This window comes from Haloarcula sp. CBA1122 (assembly GCF_009741785.1).
Taxonomy (GTDB): domain Archaea; phylum Halobacteriota; class Halobacteria; order Halobacteriales; family Haloarculaceae; genus Haloarcula; species Haloarcula hispanica.
Genome location: NZ_WPCB01000013.1, coordinates 32,129 through 56,448, shown reverse-complemented (window position 1 = coordinate 56,448; position 24,320 = coordinate 32,129). Strand labels below are relative to the sequence as shown.

Sequence of the window (24,320 nt, the reverse complement as noted above, 5' to 3'; positions counted from 1 at the left end):
CTCACCGCGACACCGCAGGTGACGATGGCAGGGTAGACAGCCGTCGAACAGCCCGCTGTGGTCCGGTTTCCCCCTCCTAAACGCTTATCTGTCGGCCCTGAGAGAACGGTGACATGAAGCGCGTTCGATTCCGTGATACCGCGGGGAACGTCCGGGGAGGCCGCTGGACCGTCGAGGACGGCGACCCCGTCGTCACCGCCGCCGCCGGACCGTACGGCCGTATCGCCTTTGGCGACGAGTCCTACGACCCCGACGAGGTAGACATCCTCCCGCCCTGTGAGCCGACGAAAGTCGTCTGTATCGGGCGCAACTACGCCGACCACGCCGAGGAGATGGACTCGGACCTCCCGGACAGGCCGATGCTGTTCCTCAAAGCCCCGAACGCCGTCGCGTCCCACGGCAAGCACCTCACGATGCCCTCGGGGAAAGAGCGCATCGACTACGAGGCCGAACTCGGCGTCGTCATCGGCGAGCAGTGCCGGAACGTCAGTGAATCGGGCGCGATGGACGTCGTCGCGGGCTACACCTGCGTCAACGATATCTCGAACCGCGACGACCAGCGACAGGAACAGAACTGGGTCCGCGGGAAGGCCTTCGACAACGCCTGTCCCATCGGCCCGCTTGTGGCCACGCCGGAACACGTCCCGGAGGACGCCAGCATTGAACTCCGACTGAACGGCGAGACGAAGCAGTCCTCCTCCCGCGAGCACCTCATCTTCTCAATCCCGGAACTGATCGCGGAGATAACGTCGTACATGACCCTAGAGCCCGGCGACGTCATCGCCACGGGGACGCCCGAAGGCGTCGGACCGATGGAGGACGGCGACGAAGTCGAAGTCGAAATCGAAGGTATCGGCACGCTCAAACACAGCGTCAAGATTCCGTAGGCGGCTGCCACACTAGTTCGGTAGTTATTCCACGACGACTGCGCCTCTCATCCCCAGGCCCTTATGCGGTTTACAGGAGTACAGGTAGGTCCCGGTTTCCGCGAAGGTGTGCTCGTAGGTGTTTCCTTCCTCGGCGACGAGTTCCGAGTTGAGCGGGCCATCGCCTTTTGAGACGATGTTGTGTGGCCCTCCCTCGCCGGTCCACTCCCAGCGGACGGTCGTCTCGGTCGAGATCTTCAGCGCCGGGGGGCCGAACGCGAACTCCCCACCGTTCCCTTCCACACCGGCCGTAACAGTTGCAGTGTCTGTGTCGGTGCGGTCGGCAATGGTGCCGTCGAAGTTACTCGCGGCTGCGAGCCACTCGTCGACAGTTGCATTGCCTGAAGACGGTGGCTCTTTCACAATAATCGCACCTTTCATGCCATCGTCGCGATGGGGTTCGGAGACGTAGCGGTACTCGCCGGGCTCCTCGAAGAAGTAGTGATACATCGTCCCGGACTGGGCGTTCGTCCGGCCGCTGTCGAAGGTGCCGTCGAGCGCGACGACGTTCTGCTGGCCGCCGTGTCCCGTCCAGTCCCACCGAACGTTCGTCATTGGTGGAACTTCGATGGCTGGTGGGCTGAACGCCAGTCCACCGTCTGTCTCCTCGCCAAGCATAATTGTTGGTCGGGACTGCGGTCCGTATCTGCGGATCTCGCCGTCGTAGCCGTTGGCGTCGTCGAGCCAGTCGTCGAGGGACTCGGGTGTCGATTCAGGCGTTGCAGTTTCGGTCGCTGTAGCGGTTTCGGTTGCAGTCGCGGTCTCGGTGCCGGTTTCCGCCGCTGGCTCAGAGCTACTCCCCGAGGACACGCACCCGGCGGTAACGGCGAGGGCTGCCAATCCTGTGCCTGCGAGAAACTGTCTGCGAGTGGAGGGCCGTTGCATAGCAAGCTAGTTGTTGTTATTGGATGATAGAAAATGGGGTGTGCCCTTTCCAGATTCTGGAAACAAACGGTCGCCCTTTATCTGAGGGTGCTTTATATTCCCGACACTGGGTGGGAGCTGCTACCGGAGTATCGCAGGACTCCGGAGTCGCAGTATCCCACAGGTTTCACGTCGCTGCCCCGTCATATCGAAATCGAACCGCCCGCAGAACCACCCCCGACCGTCCACCTGAGAGGGTCCCTCCGTGGCACACAACGACGCGAGCGAGACACAGGCGCTGTTCGACGCCCTCGCCGACCCTGACTGTCGCGACATACTCAGGGTGCTCGACGAGCCGCTGCCAGCCAAGGAGGTCGCCTCGGTCTGTGATCTGCCCCAGACAAGCACCTACCGGAAGCTCGAACAGCTGAGCGAGGCCGAACTGGTCGCCGAGGAGACGGAGGTGCGCCCCGACGGCCATCACGCGACGGCGTACGTCCGGGACTGTGGCGGCGTGTTCGTTGGCGTCGATGCCGACGGCGCGTTCGAGATCGACGTTCTGCCGGCCGAGGAGCGGCCGAGCGAACGGCTCGCACTCCTGTGGTCGCGCGTCAGCGAGGAACTATGAACGGAGATATCCCACTCATCGTCATCGGATTCAAGACTGTGACAGTGTTGCTTGGCGGGCTCATCACCTACTTCGCAACCCGCGCGGCACTGAAAACGAGGGCGACCGGACTCACGTATCTCGCCGTCGGATTCGCGACTATCACCGTTGGGTCGCTCATCGCCGGCGTCGCAGACCAACTGTTCGGCCTGAGTACCAACGCTGCACTGATCTTCGAGAACGCGCTCACCGCGGTCGGCTTCGCGGTCATCGCGTACTCGCTGTACGTCACCAGTCGCTCCGCGCTAGTAAAGCGATAAAAACTGGCCGCTAACTATGGGTTATTCGACGACGACTGCGCCGACCATCCCGAGCGCCTTGTGCGGGACACAGTTGTAGAGGTAGGTGCCGGTTTCCTCGAACGTGTACTCGTAGGTGGTTCCTTCCTCTGAGACAGCCGAGCCCGAGTCGAGCGGGCCGTCGCCTTCGGACTTGACGTTGTGGCCGGCCCCTTCACCGGTCCACTCCCAGACGACCGTCGTTCCGGTCGAGACTTTGATCGCGGGCGGATCGAAGGCGAACGCGCCGCCGTTCCCCTCGGCGCCGACTGCAACGGAGACCTCGTTCTGGTCAGTCATCACGACCGTGTTGCCGTCGAAGTTGGACGACTCACCGACGTAGTCCGCCACTTCGCTCGATGCTTCGACGGTCTCCATCCCACCGCTGCTCTCGGTGTCCATCTCCTCGGCTTCAGTGGTAGCCATCTCCTCTGCTTCGGTGGCTTCCGTTTCGCCGCTGCCACCATCGCCGCCGGACCCGCCACAGCCAGCAAGGAGTCCAGCGCCTGATACGGCTGCCGTCGTGCGGATGAACGTCCGCCTGTCGAGGTCGTCTGTCATGCAACTAGAGTTATGACTCTGCACTTATAAGGAAGTCGTTTCTGTCGTTTGGACGGGAACAATAATTGAGGTTTGTACCGCCCTGCGGTGTGGCGATACCAACACAGTTCGGACGGGGATTGATGCGGACTCGGGCCCACAGTACAGCCAATGGGAGTGTCCGTTCACAAATGACCGTCTGGCTCCGGGGCGACCACCTCCTCCGCCGGTCCGGCCCCGTCGACAACCGACCCGACGAGCCGGTGCTCCTGATAGAGGCGCAGTCGTTCGCCCGCAAACTGCCGTACCACCCACACAAGCTGATTCTGCTGTTCAGCGCAATGCGGCATTTTCGCGACGACCTCCGGGACGCCGGTCGGACGGTCCAGTACCGCCAGACGGAGACCTTCGAGGACGGACTGGCGGCACATTTCGAGGCCAATCCGGACGACGCGCTCGTAACTCACCGACCACAGACCGAGTCCGCGCAGGCGCGACTCGAATCACTGGTTGCCGACGCTGGCGGAGCGGTCGAGTTCGTCCCCGACGAACGCTTCCTCTGCCCCCCTTCGCAGTTCGACGGGTGGGTTGGGGACGGACGCTACCGCCACGAGGACTTCTACCGGTTCATGCGCCGAGAAACGGGCTATCTGATGGCCGACGGCGACCCGGTCGGCGGCGAGTGGAACTACGACGACCAGAACCGGGAGACGCCACCCGATGAGTGGACCCCGGCGGAGCCACCGCTGTTCGAGCCGGACGACGTGACCCGGGACGTCATCGAGTGGGTCGAGGAAACGTTCGAGGGGAGCTACGACGAGCGACCATACGGCGGTGACTGGGCCGACCCAGAGCCGTTCCGTTGGCCCGTCACTCGGCGGCAGGCCGTCCGCGCCCTGGACCACTTCGTTACGAGCCGACTACCGGAGTTCGGGCCGTACCAGGACGCGATGCTGGAGGACGAGTGGGCGATGAGCCACAGTCTGCTCTCCACGTCGCTCAATCTGGGACTCCTCGGCCCTGACGAGGTCATTGAACGCGCTATCGCTGCCTACGAGGACGGCGACGCGCCGCTGCACAGCGTGGAGGGGGTCGTCCGGCAGGTGCTCGGGTGGCGCGAGTTCCTCCGGCACGTCTACCGCCGGGAGATGCCGGACCTCGCCGCGGCGAACCAGCTCGGCGCGAGCGAGGCCCTGCCGGACTTCTACTGGGACGGCGACACCGACATGGCATGTCTCTCCGACGTGGTCGACGGCGTCCGGAAGCGGGGCTACTCACACCACATCGAGCGGCTGATGATTCTCGCGAACTTCGGTCTCATTTACGGCGTCGAGCCGGCGCAACTGAACCGCTGGTTCCACGCCGGCTACGTCGACGCCTTCCACTGGGTGACGACGCCGAACGTCGTCGAGATGGGGCTATACGGCGCGGGCGTGTTCGCCACCAAACCCTACGCCTCGTCGGCGAACTACGTGGACAAGATGAGCGACTACTGCTCGGGCTGTCCGTACTACAAGACGAAGACGACCGGCGAGGGTGCCTGTCCGTTCAACGCGCTGTACTGGGACTTCCTGGACCGAAACGAAGATACACTCCGGTCCAACCATCGAATGGGGCTGATGTACAGCCACGTCGACAACAAGAGCGACGAGGAACTCACAGAGATACGCGAGCGAGCCGCAGAGATTCGGGAAATGGCGGCCGCTGGCGACCTCTGAGCGCGACCGTGCCCCGCGAGCGCCGCTCGGCTACTCTTCTCCCTCCACCGCATCGGCCGCCTGCCGCTGTTGCATCTCGTGACGAGTGAACTGCGGCGACGACAGCGCCGATCCGCGGCGTCGGCGGAACGACCACGCGAGAATCCCAAGCACCGCGGCGCTCCCGCCCAGCGCGAGTCCGGCGGGCTGGAGCCCGTTCACGGTGTAGAGGTAGGCACTCACCGGCACGCCGGCGCTGGCGACGATACCGAGCAGGAGCCGCTTGGCGAGCACCCGGCTCAGTCCGTCGGAGTCTTCGAGGACGGTCTTGACGAGCAGTTCTTCGCGCTCGACCCTATCGAGTGCGTTCTCCATCTTCGGCGCTGTCCGCACCGCCGACCGGGTCGAGTCCGTCACCGTCTCCTGGATTTCCGTCTTGATCCGCTCCCGGAGATCGTCCCCAGCGCCCTGCTCCATGACGTACTCGGAGATGATCTCGATGAAGTCGAACTCGGGGTCGAGCGTCCGACAGACGCCTTCGAGGACCGTCGTTACCCGGACCACCAGCGCCAGGTCCTGTGGCAGGCGCATCGGGAACTCGTACAGTTGCGTCTCGAACTGGCCGACTAACTGTTCGATTCGGTACTCGCTGATGTCCTCGCCGCGGAACTGCTCGATCACGATGTCGAACGCCTCTCGCATCACCTCGCGGTCGGCCATCGGGTCCAGCGCGCCCATCTCGACGAAGGCGTCCATCACGCGGTCCACGTCGTCGGTCGCCAGCCCGACGTAGAAATCCAGCAGTTGGTCCTGTGTCCGGGGACCGAGGTAGCCGGTCATCCCGAAATCGTAGAAGACGAGCGTCCCGTCGGGCTGGACTGCCAGATTGCCGGGATGGGGGTCAGCGTGGAAGAGGCCGTCCTCGACGATCATCTGGATGTACACCTCTTCGAGCCGCCGGACGAGTGCCGGCCTGTCGATGCCGAGTTCGTCCAGACGCTCTACGTCGTCGATTTTCACGCCGTCGAGGTACGTCATCGTCAGCACGCGGTCCGTCGAGTGGCTCCCGACGACGTCCGGGATGGCGATGTCGTCGTCGTTTGCGAAGTTGTCGCCGATTTCACGGAGCATTCGCGCCTCGTGGCCGTAGTCCATCTCCCGGCGGACCGTCGTTGCGAACTCTTCGGTGAGATTTTCCAGCGTAAATGCCTGGCCCGGGTCCGCGCCGTAGGTGAGCACGGGCAGCAGCGTCGACAGCACGCGCAGGTCGGATTCGACGCGCGTTCTGATGTTGGGTCGAAGCACTTTCACGGCGACCCGCTGGCCGCCGATCTGTGCCTCGTACACCTGGCCCAGCGAGGCTCCCGAAATGGCTGTCGTGTCGAACTCTTCGAACAGCGCGTCGATGTCGTCGCCCAGTTCCCGTTCGATGACAGGCTCGATGGTGGCCCACGCGTCCGGTGGAACGTTATCCTGTAGCTCCGAGAGCACGTCCACGTACGCCCGCGGCAGGGCGTCAGGCCGGGTCGACAGCATCTGCCCGAGCTTGATGAACGCCGGTCCGAGGTCGACGAATGTGTTTTTCAGGTAACGAGCGCGCCGCATCCGTGTCTCGGGGGTCACTGACCGGGACCGACCGAACAGGAGGAACCGCTTTCGGTCCCGCCCCCACTGCCAAAGCAGCGGGACGAACTGCCAGACGATGACGAGCGCCCGCCAGAGCGCCCGGAGCCTGACGCCGACACCGCCCGGCTGTGACACTGTCCCTCCCGTCGGTTCGTCGGCGACACGCTCCTCAGCAGTCACTGTTCGTAGATGAGGCCCGGCGACAGATGAGTCTGCTGGAGACGGGTCCCGCTCAGCGACGGAGGAAGCCGAGCAGGCGATACTCCGAATCCGGCGTGTACCGGCGGAACGCGAGACTGTTTGCGAGCACCGACACGGACGAGGCGGCCATCGCGGCAGCGGCCAGCACCGGCTGGAGCAGTCCCAGCGAGGCAAGCGGAATCATCACGGTGTTGTACCCGAGCGCCCAGAAGAGGTTCTGCTTGATCTTCCCGAGCGTGGCCTCAGAGACCCGGATGGCCTTCACCACGTCGGCGGGGTCGTCCCGGAGCAGCGTCACGTCGCCGGCCTCGATTGCCACGTCGGTCCCCGAACCAATGGCACAGCCGACGCTCGCGGCCGCCAGCGCGGGCGCGTCGTTGACGCCGTCGCCGACCATCATCGCCTGATCGCCGTCGCTCTGGAGGTCATCGACGGCGTCGGCCTTGTCCTCGGGCAACACGTCGGCCATCACGTTATCGGGGTCGATACCGACTTCTTCGGCGACGGCGCGCGCGGTCCGCCCGTTGTCGCCGGTGATGAGCCAGACGCCAAGTCCGCGCTCTCGCAAACCGCTTACGGCGGCCTTCGCGGACTCTTTGACTGTGTCGGCGTCGGCGACGATGCCCAGGAGCCGGTAGTCCGGGTCCTTGTCGCCCTCGGTGTCGTCACCGCCTGCATCTTCGGCCAGCGCGACCAGCATCGCCGTCTTACCCTCGCGTTCGAGCGCGTCCATCCGCTCCTCTGCCGGGGCGGTGTCGACGCCGGCCTCGGACAGCAGTTTCCGGTTGCCGACGAGGACGCGACCGTGGCGCGTCGTCGCTTTCACGCCCTGGCCGGGGACGTTCTCGAACGTGTCGGGGTCTTCGACCTCGACACCGCGCTCCCGTGCGCCCTCGACGATGGCCTCGGCCAGCGGGTGCTCGCTGGCGTGTTCGGCGCTTGCGGCGACTTCGAGCACGAACTCCTCGCTCCGTTCGCGCTCGGGCTTGAGCGCCCCGCCGTCCGCAGCGGGACCGACGACCTCGACATCTGTGAGTTCCATCTCACCTTTCGTCAGCGTCCCCGTCTTGTCGAAGACGACGGTGTCGACCTCGTGGACGCGTTCGAGCACGTCCCCGCCCTTGAACAGAACGCCGTTGCGTGCGCCGATTGCCGTCCCGACCATCGTCGCAGCGGGCGTCGCCAGCCCCAGCGCGCAGGGGCAGGCGATGAGCACGGCGGAGGCGAACACGACGACGGCGAACTCGCTCACGCCGACGCCGGCCGGGCCACCCGCGGCCAGTCCCCACAGCGGGAGCGCGTCGACGACGGCGGCCAGCGTCTCCGGCGCGACCGCCCACAGCACCGCCCAGAGGACGGCGTTGGCGATGACTGCCGGGACGAAGTACGCCGAGATGCGGTCGGCGACGTTCTGGATGTCGGGCTGGCGGGACTGGGCCTGCCGGACCCGATCGGCGATCTGCTGGATGGCGGTCTCCGAGCCGACCTTCGTCGCCTCGACTTCGAGGACGCCGTTCTGGTTCACTGTCGAGCCGATGACCTCGTCGCCCTCGCCTTTCTCGACCGGAACGGACTCGCCGGTCACCATCGACTCGTCGACCGCTGAGTCGCCGTCTACCACGACGCCGTCTGTCGGAATCTTCTCCCCGGGGCGGACTTTCAGCCGGTCGCCGACCCCGACCTCGTCGATGGGAATCTCTTCCTCGCTGCCGTCCTCGCGGACGACCGTTGCCGTGTCGGCTTCCATCTCGAGGAGTTGCTGGATGGCGGCCCCGGCCTGGCTCTTCGAGCGGGCTTCGAGGTAGTTCCCGAGCGTGATGAACACGAGAATCAGCGCGGCCGTGTCGAAGTACAGCCCCGTGCTCGCGATGAGACCCGCCAGCGCGGCCACTGAGTAGACGTACGCCGTCGAGGAACCCAGGGCGATGAGCACGTCCATGTTCGCCCGGCCGTTGTTGACCAGCGCCTTGTAGGAGTTCTCGTAGAAGGGCTTGCCCAGCAGAATCTGGACCGGCGTCGCGAGCGCGAACGCAACCCATCCCTGTGGCACCCCCAGAACCGTCTCGTCGACGAGGCCGAGCGAGAACAGGTGGTCCGCCATGAACAGCAGGAGTGGGGCCGACAGCACCGCTCCGAACAGCGTGAGCCGGAGCTGTCTTCGCGTCTCCTCGTTACGTGCGGCGGCGCGGCGGTCAGCGCTGGACTGCTCACCGCCGGAGCCGTCACCGCCGTTTTCACTCCCGCTACCCTCTCTGACAGGCGTGTAGCCGGCGGACTCGATGGCGTCGTAGAGGTCCGAACGCGACACGTCGGCCGGGTTGTAGGTGACCTGACCTTCGTCGGTGGCGTAGTTCACGCTGGCTTCGATGACGCCCGCAGTCGCTTTCAGCGCCTCTTCGTTGGTGTCCGCGCAGTTCGCACACGACATATCGGTGATACCGACGGTCACCGTCTCCGTCGCGACGCCGTAGCCGGCGTCCTGGACGGCGGCGACAATATCAGCTAGCGATACCACATCGGGGTCGTACTCGACGCTCCCCTCGTCGGTGGCGTAGTTCGCGTCGACGGACGCAATCCCGTCCAACTCGCCCACCGACTCCTCAATCGTGCCCGCGCAGTTGGCACAGCTCATTCCCGTCAGTTCGAGCCGGGTGGTTCGGTCACTCATCTTGTCTTCCTATACGCCCCTCATGTTCATGCGGTTTGTGCCTTCGATCCGAAGGTCAGATTCGACTAATAGGTTCAGAAGTAAACTCAAACAGCCGCTTAGATACTATCCTGAAGTACCACTCGCAGCTCAGACCCTGTCTTTCAGCGACTCGTACTGGTCGACGAACCGTTCCGCACAGGACCCACAGCAGAAGTAGTACCGCTCCCCGTCGAGCGTGCGCTGTTCGCCTTCCTCGTCGACGGAGTTGCCACACTCCGCGCAGTCGGGCGCGAACTCTGCCGTACCCAGTCCGACGGTCCACTCGCTGTCTGCGATCATCCGCACCTCGTAGCGGTCCACGTCCCCGAGGTCGACGTGTTCAGCGAGGAGTTCGCTCGCGTCGGACTGGGAGACGTTCGCCGCCAGCACCACCCGGCCGCCGGCGGTCCGATAGACACGCTCGACGGTGTCAGCGTCGCTGACCGCCGCAGCGATGTCGGCGGCCCGACCCGGCTTCGCGTCTACTTCGATCAGGACCGGCACGCCGGCCTGTAACAGTGAGCGGTCGACATCGACGGTAAACCCCTGTATCAGTCCCATTTCGACGAGCCGGTCGACGCGGTCGGAGACTGCAGGGGCCGAGAGGTCAACTCGTTCGGCGATGTCGCTGTATGGTCGCCTCGCGTCTTCGAGCAGCAACCGGAGGATTTCGTGGTCAGTATCGTCGAGTCCGGGCATATCGGACCAACTTGGAGCGTCGGTTTATGCGTTGTGTCCGCTTGTTCCTGTGCCAAAGATCGCGTTTCAGACAGGAGCAGTGCACTCGATTAGATCCGTCTAATTCTATAGTTAGATAGAAACTATTATATCCTTCTCCGACAGCAACCCACACATGGCAACTAACCAACCCTGTGGCGACCAGCCGTATAGCGTCACCCGCAGGCAGGTACTCAGTGCCGGCGCGGGGAGCCTCGCGTCCGGCTTTGCCGGCTGTCTGACCGGTGGCGGGACGGAAGCGGCATCGAACAGCAGCGACAGCACCAGTGGCGCGGACGGACCGGTCGCGGTGGCGTCTTTCTTCAGTTTCTACGACTTTGCCCGTAAGATCGCACGCGGGACGCCGATAACGGTCGAGAACCTCATTCCGACCGGACTGCACGGCCACGGCTGGGAACCGGACGCCGGCATCACGCGAGATATCATCGACGCGGACGCGTTCATCCACGTCGGCCCGGACTTCCAGCCGTGGGCGGACCGCGCGATTCAGACACTCAAAGACGACAACGTCGATACCGAACTCATCAACGTCCGCGAGGGCATCGAACTCGAATCGCTCGCGGCGAGTCTCGACCGCGACGAAGAGGGCGTCGGACAGAATAGAGCCAGAGACCCCCATTTCTGGCTCGACCCGCGGCGCGCGAAACAGTCGGTCGACAACATCACCGAGGGGCTGGTCGCGCTCGCCCCGGACGCCGAAGACACGCTCCGGGACAACGCCGAGACGTACAACTCTGAGGTCCTCGACCGCATCGACGCGGATTACGCCGAGATTTTCGACCGCGCCGAGAGGAACGTGGTCCAGCTCGCGGCACACAACGCCTTCCAGTACATCGGCTCGCGCTACAGCGTCAAGATGCGCCCGCTCGTGGTCAACCTCGCGGCCAGCGGTGACGTGAAGCCCTCGGACATCACCGAGGCGAAATCGGTCATCGAGGACAACGACATCCGGTACATCGGGGCCGGCGTCTTCGAGACGCGCAAGCCTGCAAAACAGCTCATCGCCGAGACACCGGTCAAAGCCTACTACCCGGTGACACCGTATGCTGGCGTCCGCAAGGAGTGGGTCGAAAACGACTGGGGATACGAGGAAATCGCCTATCGGATAAATATGCCGACGTTCGAGGTCGTTCTGGGTAACAAGGAACCTGAAGACGCTGGTCCCGACGGCTGGAGCGAGACCTGGCGGAACTTCGAATGAAACCGACAATGCGTTCACAACACAGAGACGATGCCGACGAAGCGCCGACCGAATCGAGCGAGAGCCAGCCATCTGTCGTCGAACTCGCGGACGTGTCGTTCGGGTACACGTCCACGCCCGTCGTCGAAGACATCAGTGTCAGTATCGACGCCGGGGAGTACGTCGCCGTGGTCGGCCCGAACGGCTCCGGCAAGTCGACGCTCATGCAGTTGCTGCTCGGCCTGCTGGAGCCCGATGCCGGGACTGCAGAGCTGTTCGGCGTCGACGCAACGGCGTTCGACGACGGCGCCAGAGTCGGCTACGTCGCACAGCGTGCTGGGACGAGCCGGGAAATGCCGATAACGGTCCGCGAAGTGGTGAAGATGGGCCGGTTCCCACACGTCGGGTTCGGCCGTCTCTCCGCGGCCGATTGGCGTATCGTCGACAGAGCCATCGACACAGTCGGGATGTCGGCGTTCGCCGACCGGCGAATCACCCAGCTCTCCGGCGGGCAGCGCCAGCGGGCGTTCATCGCCCGGGCACTCGCTGGTGAGGCCGACCTGCTCGTGCTGGACGAACCGACCGTCGGCGTGGACACCGAATCGGTCGACGCCTTCTACGGACTGCTCGAATCGCTCCACGACGACGGCATCACCGTCCTGCTCATCGAACACGACCTGCAGGCCGTCACCGAACACGCGGAGCGCGTCATCTGCCTGAACGGTGAAATCTACTTCGACGGTCCGTCGGCGGAATTCACCGACAGCGCGGCGCTGGCCAGAGCCTTCGGGACGGGTGCACAGTCGCTGACTGGAGGCAACGGATGACGCTCGCGCTGGCCGCCGGCGGCGTCTACGAGGCGTTCGTCCCGATCCTCGAACTGTGGTACTGGCTCCTGACACAGCTCTACCATCTGACTGGACTGGAACTCATCAACCCTGAGTACACATTCATGTACCGGGCGATACTCGTCGGGCTGTGCGTCGGCGTTATCGCGCCGCTCATCGGGACCTTCCTCGTCCACCGCCAACTCGCGCTCATCGGGGACGCACTCGCCCACACGGCCTTCGCCGGCGTCGCCGTCGGGCTGTTTCTCAACGGCGTCTTCGAGCTGGGCGTCTCGCCGTATCTGACCGCCGTCGTCGTGGCCGTCATCGCAGCGCTGCTCATCGAACTCATCTCCGAAGCGACCGACGCCTACAACGACGTTTCGATGGCTATCGTCCTCTCAACGGGATTCGCGCTGGGGACGGTCCTCATCAGCCTCAACGCTGGCGGACTGGCTGTCGGTATCAATCAGTACCTCTTTGGCAACCTCTCGACGGTGTCCGCCGAGAACGCGGTCATCATGCTCGGGCTGTTCAGCGTCATCGTCGGGACGGTCGCGCTCACCCGCAATCAGTTGCTGTACGTCACGTTCGACGAGACCGCCGCCGCCGTCGCCGGGCTCCCGGTCGCCTGGTACAACCGGATTATGGTGATGCTGACGGCGCTCGTCGTCGTCGGCGCGATGCAGATAATGGGCGTCATCCTCGTCGCGGCCATGCTGGTCGTCCCGGTCGCCGGCGCGACACAGGTGTCCCGGAGCTTCTCGGAATCACTGCTGGTCTCGATTGTACTGGCCGAACTGGCCGTCCTGCTCGGTATCGGTATCTCGTACTACGCCGGTGCGACAGCCGGCGGCGTCATCGTTCTCGTCGCCGTGGGGATCTACGTCCTCTCGGTCCTTGCCGGGAAAGTCCGACAGACGGGCGCTCCCGATGAAACGCGGGAACTCGACAGCATCAGTCACGACTGAACGACGCCTTTTACTGGGGTCGACCGTTGTAACTGAGAGCCATGGCTGGCGACTAAACGCTGACCTATGGGCGAGTCACTGGAATGCATCACAGTCGCTGCTCCCGCTCTGCCAGTGGACTACGTTGTCACCGGTGTATTCGACAATGACGTCGTAACAGTTGTCGTCGTCGAACGTCGTCTCCTCCGAGATATCGGTCCCGGCGATGGTCGTCGCTATCGTTATCGTGCCCTGTCTGTCCGGAAGCGCATCGTCCAGTTCCACGGTTGCGCCGTCTTCGTCAGCCGCGACGGTATGTGTCTCCTCGTACACTGTCTCGCGGTCGACCGTGACCGTGAATTCGAACTCCTGTGTCGTCGAACCGGTGTTCGTTAGCTGCACGCCGGCAAGTCGAGCGCTCGCAGGACTGAGCGCGGAACAGCCCGAGAGTGCGAAGAGTGTCCCTGCTGTGAGGACGGTGCGTCTAGAGGGCATCATCCAGAACTGTTCGGCTGTTCTCGAAAAGTCTTCTGTCGTTCACACAGCAGCCGGTATCACACCGTCTCAGACACCCATCTGCGCCGCGATGGACGAAACCATCGTTTCCCACAGCGAGAACCCCATCGTCACGCTCAGGGCGAAGTCTGCGGCGAAAAACAGGAAGAGCCCTGCGCCGACAAAGTGAGCTTTCCGCAGGTTGAAACGGTGGGCGAAACGGTGGAAGAACAGCGCGTTGGCGAGGCTCACCGGAATGATGGCGAGCATCTCACCGGCCCAGATGGCGCTGGGGTGGGCGCTGTACTGGGCGGCGAGCGTGATCGTAATGAGCTGGGTCTTGTCGCCGAACTCGCCGAAGGCCATCATCGCGAAGATGGGCAGGAAGCCGCCGAGTCTGTTCGGCACTTGCCAGTCGACGACGGGAACGCGAACGTCTAGCTGTCCGCCGTCAGTGGTGAAGCCGGACGCGGGTTCCTGTTGCTCCGCGCCGGCCGCCGGGGCACTGCGGAGCAGTAGTATCGCGAATAGCAGGAACATCCCCGCGGTGAGGCTTTCGAGGACGATGCCGGGCAATAGCGACGTGATTGCGGAACCGAACCAGATCTCCAGTGCCGTCCAGCCGGCGAAGGCCGTCCCCGCCGCGCTGACGACGAGGAACGGGTTGAACCGCGTCGACAGGCCGGCGATGATGAACTGGACCTTCTCGCCGGGGAGGACCGCCAACTGCGCACCGGCCGCTATCGCGACCACTGTCAGCCACGTCGCGTCGCTCACGCCTGGCTCACTCCGTCTTCGCCCTGCGTATCCGGTGCGCGGACCTGAATCGCATCGGCGATGTGGTCCGGGAGCGACACCGACGACCCGCTCTCTAGCTGGACCGTCACCATCCCGATGGGGGCAACCTCCTCGATAGTCAGCACGGTCCCCGGCGTGATGCCGGCGTCGGAGAGATACGTGAGTTCGTCGGGGTCTCGGTCCCGGACCCGTGCGACTTCGAGTCGTCCCCCTTCACTGTGTTCTGACAGCGCCGTCGCGGACTCGTCGTCGATGGGGTCCAGCGAGTCGCTGGGAATCGGGTCCCCGTGGGGGTCGAACTCCGGCTCGTCGAGGACCGCCGCGACCCGGCGCTCGAACTCCTCGCTGATGTGGTGTTCGAGCACCTCCGCTTCCTCGTGGACCTCGGCCCAGTCGTACCCCAACTGCTCGGTGAGAAACGTCTCAAGCAGGCGGTGGTGGCGGATAATCTCCAGGGCCACCGTCTCGCCTTCCGGCGTCGTCCGCACGCCCTTGTACTTCTCGCGCTCGACCAGCCCGCGGTCGGCCAGTTTCTCGACCATACTGGTGACCGTCGGTGCCGTAACGTCCAGCATCTCGGCGATAGTAGACGGAGCAATCGGCGGGTCGCCGTCCCGCTCGAGGCGATAGATGGCCTTCAGATAATCCTCCATCTTGGCACTCAACATACACCAAATTAGACGAATCTAACTCAAAAGATTGGTGATTCCAACAACTTTGTGCGCCCCGGACACATTCGACCGACAGCCGTCAGTCGTCAGCAGCGTACGTTTCTCGTCGGTTCCGTGTCAGGAGCCACAGGAACAGATAGCCGATGGCACCCAGAACGAACAGCGTTGCGGGGATGAGAAACGGTCCGAACGTCCGAACGAGCGTCTCGATCCCCGGCAAACCGACCATATACCGACTATGAGCGTTGCCCTGATAAAGCTCAAGGGTCTGGCGGGTACGGCTACCGACCCGTTCGTCCGGGAATCTCCCGAGTTATCGCACGAGACCGGTGAAGCGGCCGGAGCCGGTATGGCCCGCTCAGATGAGGTCCTGATCTTCGAGCGAGGCCATGACGTCGTCGACGAACGCGTCGACGTTGTCGTATGGGAACTCCCCGTTGAGCTTCGTGTTCAGTTCCATCGCTGTCATCGAGAAGTCGCCGGACTCGAACTTCGTCGACGGGCCGCCCGGGAGTGCCGGAACGAGGTCCATCGGACTGGAGATCGGGTAGTCTGCTTCCTGGAACGCGTCAACGAACTGTGAGCGGAGGTCTTCTTTGTCAACCATGGTCGGACGTTGTGCGAGAATTATGATAAAAGGTTCGACATCGGTACACTTTCCCATTGTTTGGAGTTTATTCGGGAGTTACAACGGTACTAGGCACTCACGCCGCTGAATCAGTGTGGGGAAGTACGCGAACGACTCAACCCTGCAATCGACGCGACGGTCCCGTGTTGGTCACCGGACCCGACTGTCGTCGTCCGTATCGCGCCGGGCCAGTCGTTCGGCCGTCTCGCGATCCATCTCGTTGCGCTGATCGTGCTCGCTTCGGACCAGCGCGTACAGGACCAGCGGTGCGACCACCGCGAGCGACGCGACCACGAGGAACAGTCCGGTTACGGCGGGCATCGTCAGCCGAGGAAGATATCCGCCAGATCACTGCCCGCGGACCCGGTGTCACGGTACAACTCCGAGTAGCCGCAGTTCGTACATGTGACGACCTGGAACTGGTTCGTCTGGATGTCGAACATCTTCGAGAGGCCGCCGCCGGTGGTCGAGATGTTACCCACGTCAGTGCCGGTGTGGCCGCACTTCGGACAGCCGCGGTCGTCGTCCTGTGGTGAAGTGTTGGAGGGCATTGCAGCCGACGTTTCGTGCCCCTCTGTAACAAATCTGGTGCTACCCTGTCGATAGTTACGACGAGCGTACGTCAAACGAGGCGGGCGAACGTAATGGTGCACTATGCCAGAACCCACCCGCCTCAACGGAGGGAAACGCCCGCGTTATTTGTTTGTTATGAATTCCTCAATCCTGCATGGCTCAGCCAACGAATGCGCTCAATCGTCGGCCGGGATCGGGTCACCGTGGGACACTTCGTCGCCGAGCAGGTCCATGAACTGCGCGAGCCACTCGGGATGGTCAGGCCAGGCCTGTCCGGTGACGAGGTTGCCGTCGGTGACTACCTCGTCGACCCACGAACAGCCGGCGGCCTCGCACTCGGCACGACAGGCCGGGTACGCCGTCATCTCGTAGCCGTCCAGTACGTCGGCAGCGGCGAGAATCTGCGGACCATGACACAACGCCGCGACGGGTTTGTCCTCCTCGAAGAAGTGCTGTACTGCATCCAGCACCTCGTCGTACGTCCGGAGATATTCGGGGGCACGCCCGCCGGGAACGACGAGTGCGTCGTAGTCACTGGGATTTACGTCGGCCATCGTCGCGTTCAGGACGAAGTCGTGGCCGCGGGACTCCATGTAGGTCTGGTCGCCGCGGAAATCGTGTATCGCTGTCTTGACTGTCTCCTCGGCCGCTTTGTCGGGACACACCGCGTCGACCTCGTGGCCGACCATCTGCAGCGCCTGGAACGGCACCATTATTTCGTAGTCTTCGCCGAAATCGCCGACGATCATGAGGATGTCTTTGCCCATTGGAAACACCAGTCAAAGCTACGGTCGCAGTCGAAATAAAGTCGCAGGTGAATTACCAGTTTCGTGTCACCTGTCGAGCGATGTAAGCACCTGCTCGATATCCGCCAGTGAATCGATGACGTAGTCGGGCGTCACGGCGCTCCGTTCCAGCGACCGCTCGTTGGATACGCCGGTCCGGACGAGAACGGTCGTCATTCCGTTCCGCTCGCCCATCGCGATGTCCGTCTCCAACCGATCGCCGACGATTACACAGTCCGCCGGGGCACAGCCTAACCGCTCCAGCGCCGCCTGGACGGCGATCTCTGAGGGTTTGCCGAGTATCCGGTCCGGGTCCCGTTCGATGACCCCGGCGACGGCGTTGATTATCGCCCCGGAGCCGGGGACCGGGTCGCCGTCCTCGCCGGGGAACGTCCGGTCCGGGTCGGTCCCGAGGAAGACGGTGTCGTCGTCGACGGCCCGGAGCGCGTCAACCATGTCGTGGTAGTGGAAGCCATCCGTCCAGGAGGCCAGTAACACGTCGGTCTCGGCGGGGTCCTCGACTAAGCGTGCGTTCGTCCCTTCGACCAGACCGCGGAGTTGGTCGCTCCCGATGACGAACACGTTGTCCTCCGCGTGGGACCCGTTGAGGTACTCGCGGGTGACGACGCCGGAGGAACAGGCCTCACCCTCGCGGGCATCGACGCCCATCCCACGCAAGCGCTCGACGTACTCGCTCCCGTCGTGGATCGGATTGTTCGAAAAAAAGCAGATTCCCAGGCCTCGATCCCTGAGCACGTCGATTGCCGACGCCGCGCCCGGCAACAACGTTTCTCCGTGGTACACCGTTCCGTCCAGGTCGACGATGACCCCCTCGACTGTCATTACCACCACTCGGGACCCGGCGGTGAAAAATCCGTCTCAGTCGTGCAGTTCGACGTCTGTCACTTCGAAGCGCGCCCCGCCGCTGTCGCTATCAGTCAGTGACACTTCCCAGCCGTGGGCCTCGGCGACCTGTTCGACGATAGCCAGGCCGAACCCGGTTCCGTCCTCCGTCGATGAGTAGCCCATCTCGAACACGTCGTCTGCGTCGTCCTCGACACCCTCGCCGTTGTCCGCGATGTAGAACCCGTCGTTGGATTCCAGCAGTCCGACCTCGATTTCGACGTCACCATCGTTGTGTTCGATGGCGTTTCGAAACAGGTTCGCCAGCAGGTCCTGCACGCGCCCGCTGTCGGCGGCGAGTTCCGTGCTCGACTCGACCGACATGGAGGCCTGTTCCGCCTCGATCCAGGTCCACGCAGTCGACGCCAGCGTGGATAGCTCCGTCTCCTTCGGATCACTGACAGTCTGGCCTTGCCGTGCCAGTGTGAGTACGTCCTCGATGATACAGCCCATCCGGTCCAGCGACCGGTCGATCTTGGCGATCAGTTCGGCCTCTTCGCTGTCGGCAGGCTCCCCGAGCAAATCGACCGCGCCCTGCGCGACGTTCAGCGGGTTCCGGAGGTCGTGACTGACGACGCTGGCGAACTCCTCTAACCGCTCGTTCTGGCGCTCCAGTTCGCGCTGGCGTTCGACGCGTTCAGTGATGTCGCGTGAGACCAACTGGAAGGTATCGGCTTTGCGGTGACTGTCGACGGGGATATACTGGTTGTGGTAATGCCGCCCCCCGACGGCGTCCTCGGACCGTGTCGCAGTACCGTTCTCGACCGCGCTTTTCCCGGCTTCGAGACGCTGGCTGGCCGCTTCGCTGTCCATCACTTCGCTCAGTTGCTGTCCGATGAGCGCATCGGGGTCAGCACCCAGTCTGCGTGCCATCGAGGGATTCACTGAGAGGAGGGTCCCGTCAGTCGTCAGGTGGACGATACCATCCGGCGAATCAGATACGAGCGATTCGAACTTCTTGCGGGTTCGCTCCTGTGAAACGACGTTCTCGATCCGGTTTGCAAGCGACCGTACTGTTTGTCTTCGACGACTTCGAGTTTCAGGAGGTAGTCGGCGACGCCCGCCGCAATCGCCGCACTCGCCGTCTCTTCGTCTCCCCGCCCAGTCAGCAGAATGAACGGGATAGAGGGGTTTGTCTCCCTGATCTCTTCGAGAAGCTCCAGCCCGTCCATTTCCGGCATTTCGTAGTCACTGACGACGCAGTCGAACCCACCCCCGTCGAGTCGCTCCAGCGCTTCCGTAGCGCTGTTTGCAGCAACGGACTCGATGCCGTGTTGTTGCGTGAGCGTATCAGCGGTCATCTCCGCGAAAAAATCGCTGTCGTCAACAACAAGCGTTCGTATATTACTTTCAGATGTCATATGGGCGGCAGGGTCCTTGTTCCCCCAACGGTCTGTCCGTACTTATATTTCAAGGGAGCTAGGTTGCCCGCTGGTCCCGGCTAGGGCGGTACCGGTGGGGCAATCGAAACCCGAAGCCCAGGACTGTGATGGACTAACGGCTCTGCCTCACGATCAGATATGTCAACCAGCGGGAGTACTGACCCGGTCACAGTGGCGTCAACGCGGTCGAGTCGCCACGGGTCGTGGCCGACGCTCCCAACGAGATGCGTCCCGAAGCGCCCGGTTGTGAAGTACCGTTGTCGGTCGACGAGGAACGAGGCCAGTGAGTCCGGTGGAATCGCCACCGGCTCACCGCCAGCCGTGTACCGGCACTCGAACAGTCGCCGCTCCCCGGCGTCGAGGACCCGGCGACGGTCGGCCGTTGAGAGCGTTCGCGGGGTAGCGTCACCGACTGTGATGCGAAACAGCTCCGAAACCGCCGTCGTTGTCCGCCTGTCGTCACCGAACAGCGCCAGCACGCAGACCCCGCGCTGACCGGTCGGTCCGCGGACGTAGGTCCGAACCGTGAGCAACTCTGACGGCCCGGCGACCTCGATACCGAACGTCTCGACGCGGTCGACAGTTGCCCCAACGGCCGACACCCAGGCGTCGCCGTCAGCCGTCTTGACGGTGAGCCAGTCGGGGACTGTCGCCTGCACCGCTGTCTCGGGGACCGGCCAGTGACAGAAGCAAACGTCGTCGAGCGTGACCTGCAGCGGACGGAGGGCGACCACACCCTCACTGGGGCCGACACGCTAATCAGTGTACTGGGAGACCCCGTCGAGCCGGTGGAGTCGCCCCGCAGTCACCGGAATCTCGGCGCAGTAGTGGACGAGCGGCTCGCCGTCGGGCCTGTCGAACCCCGACGCGGCGAACAGGCCGTTCGTCCGAATGTCGGCTCGCCCCGCTTGGAGCGGCCACGGCTCGTGGTCGATGTCGGCGTAGTACACCGTGCCGTCGTCGCTCGCGGCGTAGAAGCGGTACCGTTCCACGAGGAACGACTCCACCGAGCCCGGTTCGGGTGTCGACGGCGGCTCAGTCGGCTCGTAGGTGGCGTGGAAATCCGCCGGCGGTGCGCGCGAACTGGTCCGACGGCTCCGGAACTCGACGCTGTCGCCGTCGGGCCGGACCTGCATCGATGCCCGGTAGTAGGACAACTGGAACAGCCGCCGGGCCAGCGTGACGCTGAGGCGGTCGTCGGCGTCGAGGTTGTAGAAGTACACCCCCGGCGTTCCGTCGGCGACCACGTAGGTCCGGAGATTTAGCTCGCCGAAGGACCGCCCAATCGGACTGCCTCGCGGCCTGATGTCCGCCATCTGGAACGGGACCACACTGAGCCACGCCTGCCCGTCGTACGTGTCGACAGCGAGCCCGTCCGGCAGCGTCGTCTGGACGATATCGGGCTCGACTGGCCAGTGCATGAACCCCACGTCCCGCCACGTCATCGTCAGCAGGTCCATATCTGGTAGTAAAGGCCAAACAGGTTTCTGCCTGTCGTGGGACGCGGTGACAGATAGCAATGAGTGCGTCCGGCCGCATCGGCGCTAGAACTTTGACCGCTCCGCCCCCAGCATCGTGCATGGAGTTCGAGGTGATCCAGGGCGACATCGCTGCACAGTCGGCGGACGCACTGGTCAACGCGGCGAACACGAGCCTGCAGATGGGCTCCGGCGTCGCGGGGGCGCTCAAGCACGCGGCCGGGTCGGGGCTGAATGACGAGGCCGTCGCGAAGGGACCGGTCGACCTCGGCGGTGTCGCCACGACCGACGCTTACGACCTCGACGCCGAGTACGTCATTCACGCCGCCGCGATGCCACCGGGCGGCCAGTCAACCGCCGAGAGCATCCGCACGGCGACCCGGAACGCACTGGTGGAAGCGGACGCACTGAACTGTGAGTCGCTCGTTCTCCCGGCGCTCGGCTGTGGTATCGCCGGGTTCGACTTCGAGGAAGGTATCCGAATTATCTGCGCCGTCATCGACGAGTACGAGCCCGAATCCCTGACAGACGTGCGACTCATCGCCTACTCCGACGACGACTTCGAAGGGATGCAACGAATCGCGGCTGACGTTCGCGACTAACTGTCTGTTACAGCAGGTGTACCCGTCCGGCACGCCACTCCCAGGCGACTTCAAGTGCGATCCAGCAGATGAGCCATATCGCGGCGAAACTAAACACCAGCCACGTCGACCCGAGATACGACGTGGTATCGGCGACGGACTGGAGCCAGGGGTAGGCCTGCACGCCGATGACGAGCGTCGCGACGAGCCCCAGTATCCCGGTCACGTAGTGTTCGACCGCGTTACCTATCGAACAGACGCAGGCGTCACTGCCCGCCGTCTCCTCGAGTGTCTCGCTGCTCGGCCCCCGAGCATTGGTCATTGTTACCTTTCCTCAATATAGTGCTTCATCGCACAGCGGGTTAACCGTTTTGGGGGCTCACTCGTGGCCAGACACCCGAACTGGCTCGTATGGCTCTTCCAGCCACTCCACGTCGCTCGCCGAGAGGTCGATTTCGAGCGCCGCGACCGCTTCTTCGAGGTGTTCGAGGCTACTTGTCCCGATAATCGGTGCGTCGACCAACTCCTTGTCGAGCACCCATGCCAGCGCGATCTGTGCCATCGAGGCGTCGTACTCGTCGGCCAGTTCCTGCACGCGCTCGTTGACCTCGCGGCCGTTACCCTCGTAGTAGGGGTGTTCGCGAGCGTAGTCGTCCGTCTCGCCCCGGACCGTCTCCTCGACCTGCTCGTGCGGGCGGGTGAGATAGCCCCGGGCCAGCGGGCTCCACGGCATCACGCCGACGTTCTCTTTCTCACACAGCGGGAGCATCTCGCGTTCCTCCTCCCGATACAGCAAGTTGTAGTGGTTCTGCATCGTCTCGAACCGCTCCAGCCTCTCGCGCTCGCTCGTCCGGAGCGCGTCAGCGAACTGGTGGGTCCACATCGACGACGCACCGACGTAGCGCGCCTGTCCCCGCCGGACCGCGTCGTCCAGCGCCCGGAGCGTCTGCTCGATGGGCGTGTCGTAGTCCCAGCGGTGGATCTGGTAGAGGTCGACGGTGTCCATCCCGAGCCGGGAAAGCGAGTTCGACAGCTCCTGCTCGATGGCCTTCCGCGAGAGCCCGCCGGCGTTGGGGTTGTCCTCGTCCATCTGGAAGTACCCCTTCGTCGCCACGACCTGGCTGTCGCGGTCGTAGTCGTCGAGGACGGTCCCGGGGACCCGCTCGGACTCGCCCATCGAGTACATGTTGGCCGAATCGAAGAAGTTGATGCCGAGGTCGATGGCCCGCTCGATGACCTCGCGGCTCTCGTCCTCATCGAGCACCCAGTCGCGCCACTCCGAGGTTCCGAAGCTCATACAGCCCAGACAGAGCCGGCTGACCTCCATACCAGTCGACCCGAGTGTCGTGTACTCCATGTTCCCCACCCCGGGCGCTCCGAGCAAAAAGGATGGGGCGAGCGGCCGGACTGCGGTGAGAAACCGTCCGTCAGAGCATGCCAGCCACGAACCCGAGACCCATCGTGACGAGCACGACGGCGGAGACCAACGGGAGGTACGGCGTGTACCGCTCGACGGCCGCCTCGTGCTGCTGGTAGCCAGCGATGAGCGCCATCGTCAGGCCGACGAGCGCGACGATGACCGTGGCCGCGTAGGCGCTCATCAGCTCCAGACAGTACGGCGAGCCGGCACAGAGGGCGATAATCTCGAACTCCTCCTCGTGGGCGAACCCCAGCAGGAAGGCGAACCAGGCGATGCCGAACAGCCCCCGGTCGGCGGCATCGTCCAGACCATTGTGCGCGTGGGAGTGGCCGCCGACGAGCGGGAGTCTGCCGAACACCCGCGACCATAGGCCGCCGCTGTCGTCTCCGTGCGAGTGGTTACTGCCGTGGGAGTGCCCGTGGTGCTGATGCTGATGGTCCTGCGAATTGGAATCAGTATGGGAGTTGGCATTTACTTCGCCATGCTCGTGGTCGTGGCCCGATGCCGCCTGGTGGTCGTGAGTCTCCGCCGCGTCGCCATGCCCGTGGTCGTGGCCGTACCGATACTCACGGATGCCAAGCACGATGAGCAGACAGCCGGCCACGATGCTCACCGGCCCGCCGATGTGGACGCCAGCGGCCAGTTCCAGCGGCTCGTTGGCCTGCGTGAGGTCGAAGTAGGCCTTGGCGTAGAAGAACGCGAACACCATCGCGATGCTGCTGACGAGGTGGCCGACGCCCAGCAGGAGGCTCGCCGCGAAGCCGGACAGCCACGCGTTGGACTGGTCGAGGGCGTAGGACGCGGCGACCGGCCAGCCGTGGCCCGGTTCGAGCCCGTGAACCGCGCCGAGAGCGATTGCCCCGAGAAACAGGCCGAGTGCCTCGCTGTATGCCATCGATGTACCACACCGACGCTACGGCCCTGCCTAAGGGTTGTTACTACGGAATCGGGGGCTGCGTAATACGGGGACCTTTGTGGCCGGCGACGGCAATCCGGGTATGCGAACGAGCGTCAACATCCCCGAAGGCCTTCTCGCGGAGTTCGACCGCGTCTGGCGCGAACAGGACCTGGAAAACCGCTCGCGGGCGGTGCGAGAGGCTATGGAGGAGTACGTCGAGCGACACTCACGGCTCGCGGCGATGGACGGCGACGTGGTAGCGCTGGTCGGGTTCGACTACCGCCACGCCGACGTGATTCGGGACCTCCACGCCGTCCAGCACACGTTTCAGGACGTGATTCTCAACACCAGTCACACCCATCAGGGCGAGTGGTGTCTCGAATCGCTGTTCTGTCGCGGCCCGGCCGAGCGGGTCCGGGACCTCACCTATCGGCTACGGGACTTCGACGCCGTCCGCCGAGTGAAGGTGATGGTCATCCGCGACGAGGCGGCGGAGCCACACGGCCACGGGTAACGCCTGCTCTT

The 24,320-nt window shown here is 64.0% G+C and carries 28 protein-coding genes and 1 pseudogene; 9 read left to right on the top strand and 20 right to left on the bottom strand.

The window, feature by feature from the left end; genetic code table 11:
* Positions 1-113 precede the first annotated feature (113 nt).
* Positions 114-887: a fumarylacetoacetate hydrolase family protein gene (locus tag GJ630_RS07315; RefSeq protein ID WP_014040022.1), complete on the top strand. Its 774-nt coding sequence runs from the start codon at positions 114-116 to the stop codon at positions 885-887.
* A gap of 24 nt (positions 888-911) precedes the next feature.
* Here GJ630_RS07315 and GJ630_RS07310 read toward each other — a convergent pair whose 3' ends face one another.
* Positions 912-1,736 carry a halocyanin domain-containing protein gene (locus tag GJ630_RS07310; RefSeq protein WP_165353788.1) on the bottom strand — a complete coding sequence of 275 codons (825 nt, stop codon included), beginning with the start codon at positions 1,734-1,736 and terminating at the stop codon, positions 912-914.
* Positions 1,737-2,055: 319 nt separating this feature from the next.
* Between GJ630_RS07310 and GJ630_RS07305 the strand changes: the two genes are divergently transcribed.
* Together GJ630_RS07305 and GJ630_RS07300 are read left to right on the top strand one after the other, a co-directional pair.
* Positions 2,056-2,418, top strand: a complete 363-nt coding sequence (locus GJ630_RS07305; protein ID WP_014040024.1) for a helix-turn-helix domain-containing protein — start codon at positions 2,056-2,058, stop codon at positions 2,416-2,418.
* Positions 2,415-2,717, top strand: a complete 303-nt coding sequence (locus tag GJ630_RS07300) for a hypothetical protein (protein ID WP_014040025.1) — start codon at positions 2,415-2,417, stop codon at positions 2,715-2,717. The genes GJ630_RS07305 and GJ630_RS07300 overlap by 4 nt, the downstream gene beginning before the upstream one ends.
* A gap of 21 nt (positions 2,718-2,738) precedes the next feature.
* On the opposite strand, the gene GJ630_RS07295 is transcribed toward GJ630_RS07300, so the two are convergent.
* The gene (locus GJ630_RS07295) at positions 2,739-3,296 is read right to left on the bottom strand and encodes a halocyanin domain-containing protein (protein WP_014040026.1); all 558 of its coding nucleotides are present in this window, start codon (positions 3,294-3,296) and stop codon (positions 2,739-2,741) included.
* Between the two features lie 170 nt (positions 3,297-3,466).
* Here GJ630_RS07295 and GJ630_RS07290 point away from each other — a divergent pair, with 170 nt between their 5' ends.
* A complete protein-coding gene (locus GJ630_RS07290) occupies positions 3,467-4,993 on the top strand; it encodes a cryptochrome/photolyase family protein (RefSeq protein ID WP_191449637.1) in 1,527 nt (508 codons plus the stop codon).
* 30 nt (positions 4,994-5,023) lie between these two features.
* On the opposite strand, the gene GJ630_RS07285 is transcribed toward GJ630_RS07290, so the two are convergent.
* From GJ630_RS07285 to GJ630_RS07275, 3 genes are all read right to left on the bottom strand, one after another.
* Positions 5,024-6,778 (bottom strand): AarF/ABC1/UbiB kinase family protein, encoded by a 1,755-nt coding sequence (locus GJ630_RS07285; protein WP_050037821.1) that lies wholly within the window; start codon positions 6,776-6,778, stop codon positions 5,024-5,026.
* A 52-nt stretch (positions 6,779-6,830) separates the two neighbouring features.
* Positions 6,831-9,467 (bottom strand): heavy metal translocating P-type ATPase, encoded by a 2,637-nt coding sequence (locus GJ630_RS07280; protein WP_191449636.1) that lies wholly within the window; start codon positions 9,465-9,467, stop codon positions 6,831-6,833.
* Between the two features lie 129 nt (positions 9,468-9,596).
* The gene (locus GJ630_RS07275; protein ID WP_146417376.1) at positions 9,597-10,187 is read right to left on the bottom strand and encodes a winged helix-turn-helix transcriptional regulator; all 591 of its coding nucleotides are present in this window, start codon (positions 10,185-10,187) and stop codon (positions 9,597-9,599) included.
* Positions 10,188-10,341: 154 nt separating this feature from the next.
* On the opposite strand from GJ630_RS07275, the gene GJ630_RS07270 reads away from it, so the two are divergent.
* The 3 genes from GJ630_RS07270 to GJ630_RS07260 are packed head-to-tail and all read left to right on the top strand — an operon-like array spanning position 10,342 to position 13,204.
* Entirely contained in the window at positions 10,342-11,427 is a 1,086-nt protein-coding gene (locus GJ630_RS07270; protein WP_191449635.1) for a metal ABC transporter substrate-binding protein, read from the top strand.
* Between the two features lie 8 nt (positions 11,428-11,435).
* Positions 11,436-12,233 (top strand): metal ABC transporter ATP-binding protein, encoded by a 798-nt coding sequence (locus GJ630_RS07265; RefSeq protein WP_014040032.1) that lies wholly within the window; start codon positions 11,436-11,438, stop codon positions 12,231-12,233.
* Positions 12,230-13,204: a metal ABC transporter permease gene (locus tag GJ630_RS07260; RefSeq protein WP_014040033.1), complete on the top strand. Its 975-nt coding sequence runs from the start codon at positions 12,230-12,232 to the stop codon at positions 13,202-13,204. The genes GJ630_RS07265 and GJ630_RS07260 overlap by 4 nt, the downstream gene beginning before the upstream one ends.
* A 75-nt stretch (positions 13,205-13,279) precedes the next feature.
* On the opposite strand, the gene GJ630_RS07255 is transcribed toward GJ630_RS07260, so the two are convergent.
* From GJ630_RS07255 to GJ630_RS07210, 12 genes and pseudogenes are all read right to left on the bottom strand, one after another.
* Positions 13,280-13,678, bottom strand: a complete 399-nt coding sequence (locus GJ630_RS07255; protein WP_023843204.1) for a hypothetical protein — start codon at positions 13,676-13,678, stop codon at positions 13,280-13,282.
* A gap of 69 nt (positions 13,679-13,747) precedes the next feature.
* The gene (locus tag GJ630_RS07250; protein ID WP_050037824.1) at positions 13,748-14,455 is read right to left on the bottom strand and encodes a TMEM165/GDT1 family protein; all 708 of its coding nucleotides are present in this window, start codon (positions 14,453-14,455) and stop codon (positions 13,748-13,750) included.
* Positions 14,452-15,144, bottom strand: coding sequence for a metal-dependent transcriptional regulator (locus GJ630_RS07245; protein WP_023843205.1), 693 nt, complete (start codon positions 15,142-15,144; stop codon positions 14,452-14,454). Before GJ630_RS07245 ends, GJ630_RS07250 begins: the two co-directional genes overlap by 4 nt.
* Positions 15,145-15,226: 82 nt before the next feature.
* Positions 15,227-15,376, bottom strand: coding sequence for a hypothetical protein (locus GJ630_RS19475; RefSeq protein WP_008309829.1), 150 nt, complete (start codon positions 15,374-15,376; stop codon positions 15,227-15,229).
* 129 nt (positions 15,377-15,505) lie between these two features.
* Positions 15,506-15,754, bottom strand: coding sequence for an MTH865 family protein (locus tag GJ630_RS07240; protein WP_008309827.1), 249 nt, complete (start codon positions 15,752-15,754; stop codon positions 15,506-15,508).
* Positions 15,755-15,925: 171 nt separating this feature from the next.
* Positions 15,926-16,096: a hypothetical protein gene (locus GJ630_RS19470; RefSeq protein WP_165353748.1), complete on the bottom strand. Its 171-nt coding sequence runs from the start codon at positions 16,094-16,096 to the stop codon at positions 15,926-15,928.
* A 2-nt stretch (positions 16,097-16,098) separates the two neighbouring features.
* A complete protein-coding gene (locus GJ630_RS07235) occupies positions 16,099-16,326 on the bottom strand; it encodes a zinc ribbon domain-containing protein (protein ID WP_008309824.1) in 228 nt (75 codons plus the stop codon).
* Between the two features lie 198 nt (positions 16,327-16,524).
* Positions 16,525-17,115 (bottom strand): DJ-1/PfpI family protein, encoded by a 591-nt coding sequence (locus tag GJ630_RS07230; RefSeq protein WP_129755040.1) that lies wholly within the window; start codon positions 17,113-17,115, stop codon positions 16,525-16,527.
* A 66-nt stretch (positions 17,116-17,181) separates the two neighbouring features.
* Positions 17,182-17,976 carry an HAD-IIA family hydrolase gene (locus tag GJ630_RS07225; protein WP_191449634.1) on the bottom strand — a complete coding sequence of 265 codons (795 nt, stop codon included), beginning with the start codon at positions 17,974-17,976 and terminating at the stop codon, positions 17,182-17,184.
* 36 nt (positions 17,977-18,012) lie between these two features.
* Positions 18,013-19,397, bottom strand: a pseudogene (locus tag GJ630_RS07220) (response regulator).
* A gap of 80 nt (positions 19,398-19,477) precedes the next feature.
* Positions 19,478-20,152 (bottom strand): DUF2071 domain-containing protein, encoded by a 675-nt coding sequence (locus tag GJ630_RS07215; RefSeq protein ID WP_050037828.1) that lies wholly within the window; start codon positions 20,150-20,152, stop codon positions 19,478-19,480.
* A 21-nt stretch (positions 20,153-20,173) separates the two neighbouring features.
* A complete protein-coding gene (locus GJ630_RS07210; protein WP_050037829.1) occupies positions 20,174-20,878 on the bottom strand; it encodes a YqjF family protein in 705 nt (234 codons plus the stop codon).
* 119 nt (positions 20,879-20,997) lie between these two features.
* Between GJ630_RS07210 and GJ630_RS07205 the strand changes: the two genes are divergently transcribed.
* The gene (locus GJ630_RS07205) at positions 20,998-21,498 is read left to right on the top strand and encodes a macro domain-containing protein (RefSeq protein WP_151103220.1); all 501 of its coding nucleotides are present in this window, start codon (positions 20,998-21,000) and stop codon (positions 21,496-21,498) included.
* Between the two features lie 7 nt (positions 21,499-21,505).
* Here the strand turns inward: GJ630_RS07205 and GJ630_RS07200 are convergent, their stop codons facing one another.
* The 3 genes from GJ630_RS07200 to GJ630_RS07190 all read right to left on the bottom strand — a co-directional run bounded on the left by GJ630_RS07200 (position 21,506) and on the right by GJ630_RS07190 (position 23,792).
* Positions 21,506-21,799, bottom strand: coding sequence for a hypothetical protein (locus GJ630_RS07200; RefSeq protein WP_014040044.1), 294 nt, complete (start codon positions 21,797-21,799; stop codon positions 21,506-21,508).
* Between the two features lie 57 nt (positions 21,800-21,856).
* On the bottom strand, positions 21,857-22,834 hold the full coding sequence (locus tag GJ630_RS07195) for an aldo/keto reductase (protein WP_191449633.1): 978 nt from the start codon (positions 22,832-22,834) through the stop codon (positions 21,857-21,859).
* Positions 22,835-22,904: 70 nt separating this feature from the next.
* Positions 22,905-23,792 carry a hypothetical protein gene (locus GJ630_RS07190; protein ID WP_050037833.1) on the bottom strand — a complete coding sequence of 296 codons (888 nt, stop codon included), beginning with the start codon at positions 23,790-23,792 and terminating at the stop codon, positions 22,905-22,907.
* A 103-nt stretch (positions 23,793-23,895) separates the two neighbouring features.
* Here GJ630_RS07190 and GJ630_RS07185 point away from each other — a divergent pair, with 103 nt between their 5' ends.
* Positions 23,896-24,309 carry a CopG family ribbon-helix-helix protein gene (locus GJ630_RS07185; RefSeq protein WP_014040047.1) on the top strand — a complete coding sequence of 138 codons (414 nt, stop codon included), beginning with the start codon at positions 23,896-23,898 and terminating at the stop codon, positions 24,307-24,309.
* Positions 24,310-24,320: the final 11 nt, after the last annotated feature.

Excerpts from the sequence above, each read along its gene's own strand:
- GJ630_RS07315 (WP_014040022.1), top strand. The coding sequence starts at position 114 with ATGAAGCGCGTTCGATTCCGTGATACCGCGGGGAACGTCCGGGGAGGC.
- GJ630_RS07300 (WP_014040025.1), top strand. The coding sequence starts at position 2,415 with ATGAACGGAGATATCCCACTCATCGTCATCGGATTCAAGACTGTGACA.
- GJ630_RS07295 (WP_014040026.1), bottom strand. The coding sequence starts at position 3,296 with ATGACAGACGACCTCGACAGGCGGACGTTCATCCGCACGACGGCAGCC.
- GJ630_RS07290 (WP_191449637.1), top strand. The coding sequence starts at position 3,467 with ATGACCGTCTGGCTCCGGGGCGACCACCTCCTCCGCCGGTCCGGCCCC.
- GJ630_RS07280 (WP_191449636.1), bottom strand. The coding sequence starts at position 9,467 with ATGAGTGACCGAACCACCCGGCTCGAACTGACGGGAATGAGCTGTGCC.
- GJ630_RS07275 (WP_146417376.1), bottom strand. The coding sequence starts at position 10,187 with ATGCCCGGACTCGACGATACTGACCACGAAATCCTCCGGTTGCTGCTC.
- GJ630_RS07270 (WP_191449635.1), top strand. The coding sequence starts at position 10,342 with ATGGCAACTAACCAACCCTGTGGCGACCAGCCGTATAGCGTCACCCGC.
- GJ630_RS07265 (WP_014040032.1), top strand. The coding sequence starts at position 11,436 with ATGCGTTCACAACACAGAGACGATGCCGACGAAGCGCCGACCGAATCG.
- GJ630_RS07260 (WP_014040033.1), top strand. The coding sequence starts at position 12,230 with ATGACGCTCGCGCTGGCCGCCGGCGGCGTCTACGAGGCGTTCGTCCCG.
- GJ630_RS07255 (WP_023843204.1), bottom strand. The coding sequence starts at position 13,678 with ATGCCCTCTAGACGCACCGTCCTCACAGCAGGGACACTCTTCGCACTC.
- GJ630_RS07245 (WP_023843205.1), bottom strand. The coding sequence starts at position 15,144 with ATGTTGAGTGCCAAGATGGAGGATTATCTGAAGGCCATCTATCGCCTC.
- GJ630_RS19475 (WP_008309829.1), bottom strand. The coding sequence starts at position 15,376 with ATGGTCGGTTTGCCGGGGATCGAGACGCTCGTTCGGACGTTCGGACCG.
- GJ630_RS07240 (WP_008309827.1), bottom strand. The coding sequence starts at position 15,754 with ATGGTTGACAAAGAAGACCTCCGCTCACAGTTCGTTGACGCGTTCCAG.
- GJ630_RS19470 (WP_165353748.1), bottom strand. The coding sequence starts at position 16,096 with ATGCCCGCCGTAACCGGACTGTTCCTCGTGGTCGCGTCGCTCGCGGTG.
- GJ630_RS07235 (WP_008309824.1), bottom strand. The coding sequence starts at position 16,326 with ATGCCCTCCAACACTTCACCACAGGACGACGACCGCGGCTGTCCGAAG.
- GJ630_RS07230 (WP_129755040.1), bottom strand. The coding sequence starts at position 17,115 with ATGGGCAAAGACATCCTCATGATCGTCGGCGATTTCGGCGAAGACTAC.
- GJ630_RS07225 (WP_191449634.1), bottom strand. The coding sequence starts at position 17,976 with ATGACAGTCGAGGGGGTCATCGTCGACCTGGACGGAACGGTGTACCAC.
- GJ630_RS07210 (WP_050037829.1), bottom strand. The coding sequence starts at position 20,878 with ATGGACCTGCTGACGATGACGTGGCGGGACGTGGGGTTCATGCACTGG.
- GJ630_RS07205 (WP_151103220.1), top strand. The coding sequence starts at position 20,998 with ATGGAGTTCGAGGTGATCCAGGGCGACATCGCTGCACAGTCGGCGGAC.
- GJ630_RS07200 (WP_014040044.1), bottom strand. The coding sequence starts at position 21,799 with ATGACCAATGCTCGGGGGCCGAGCAGCGAGACACTCGAGGAGACGGCG.
- GJ630_RS07195 (WP_191449633.1), bottom strand. The coding sequence starts at position 22,834 with ATGGAGTACACGACACTCGGGTCGACTGGTATGGAGGTCAGCCGGCTC.
- GJ630_RS07190 (WP_050037833.1), bottom strand. The coding sequence starts at position 23,792 with ATGGCATACAGCGAGGCACTCGGCCTGTTTCTCGGGGCAATCGCTCTC.
- GJ630_RS07185 (WP_014040047.1), top strand. The coding sequence starts at position 23,896 with ATGCGAACGAGCGTCAACATCCCCGAAGGCCTTCTCGCGGAGTTCGAC.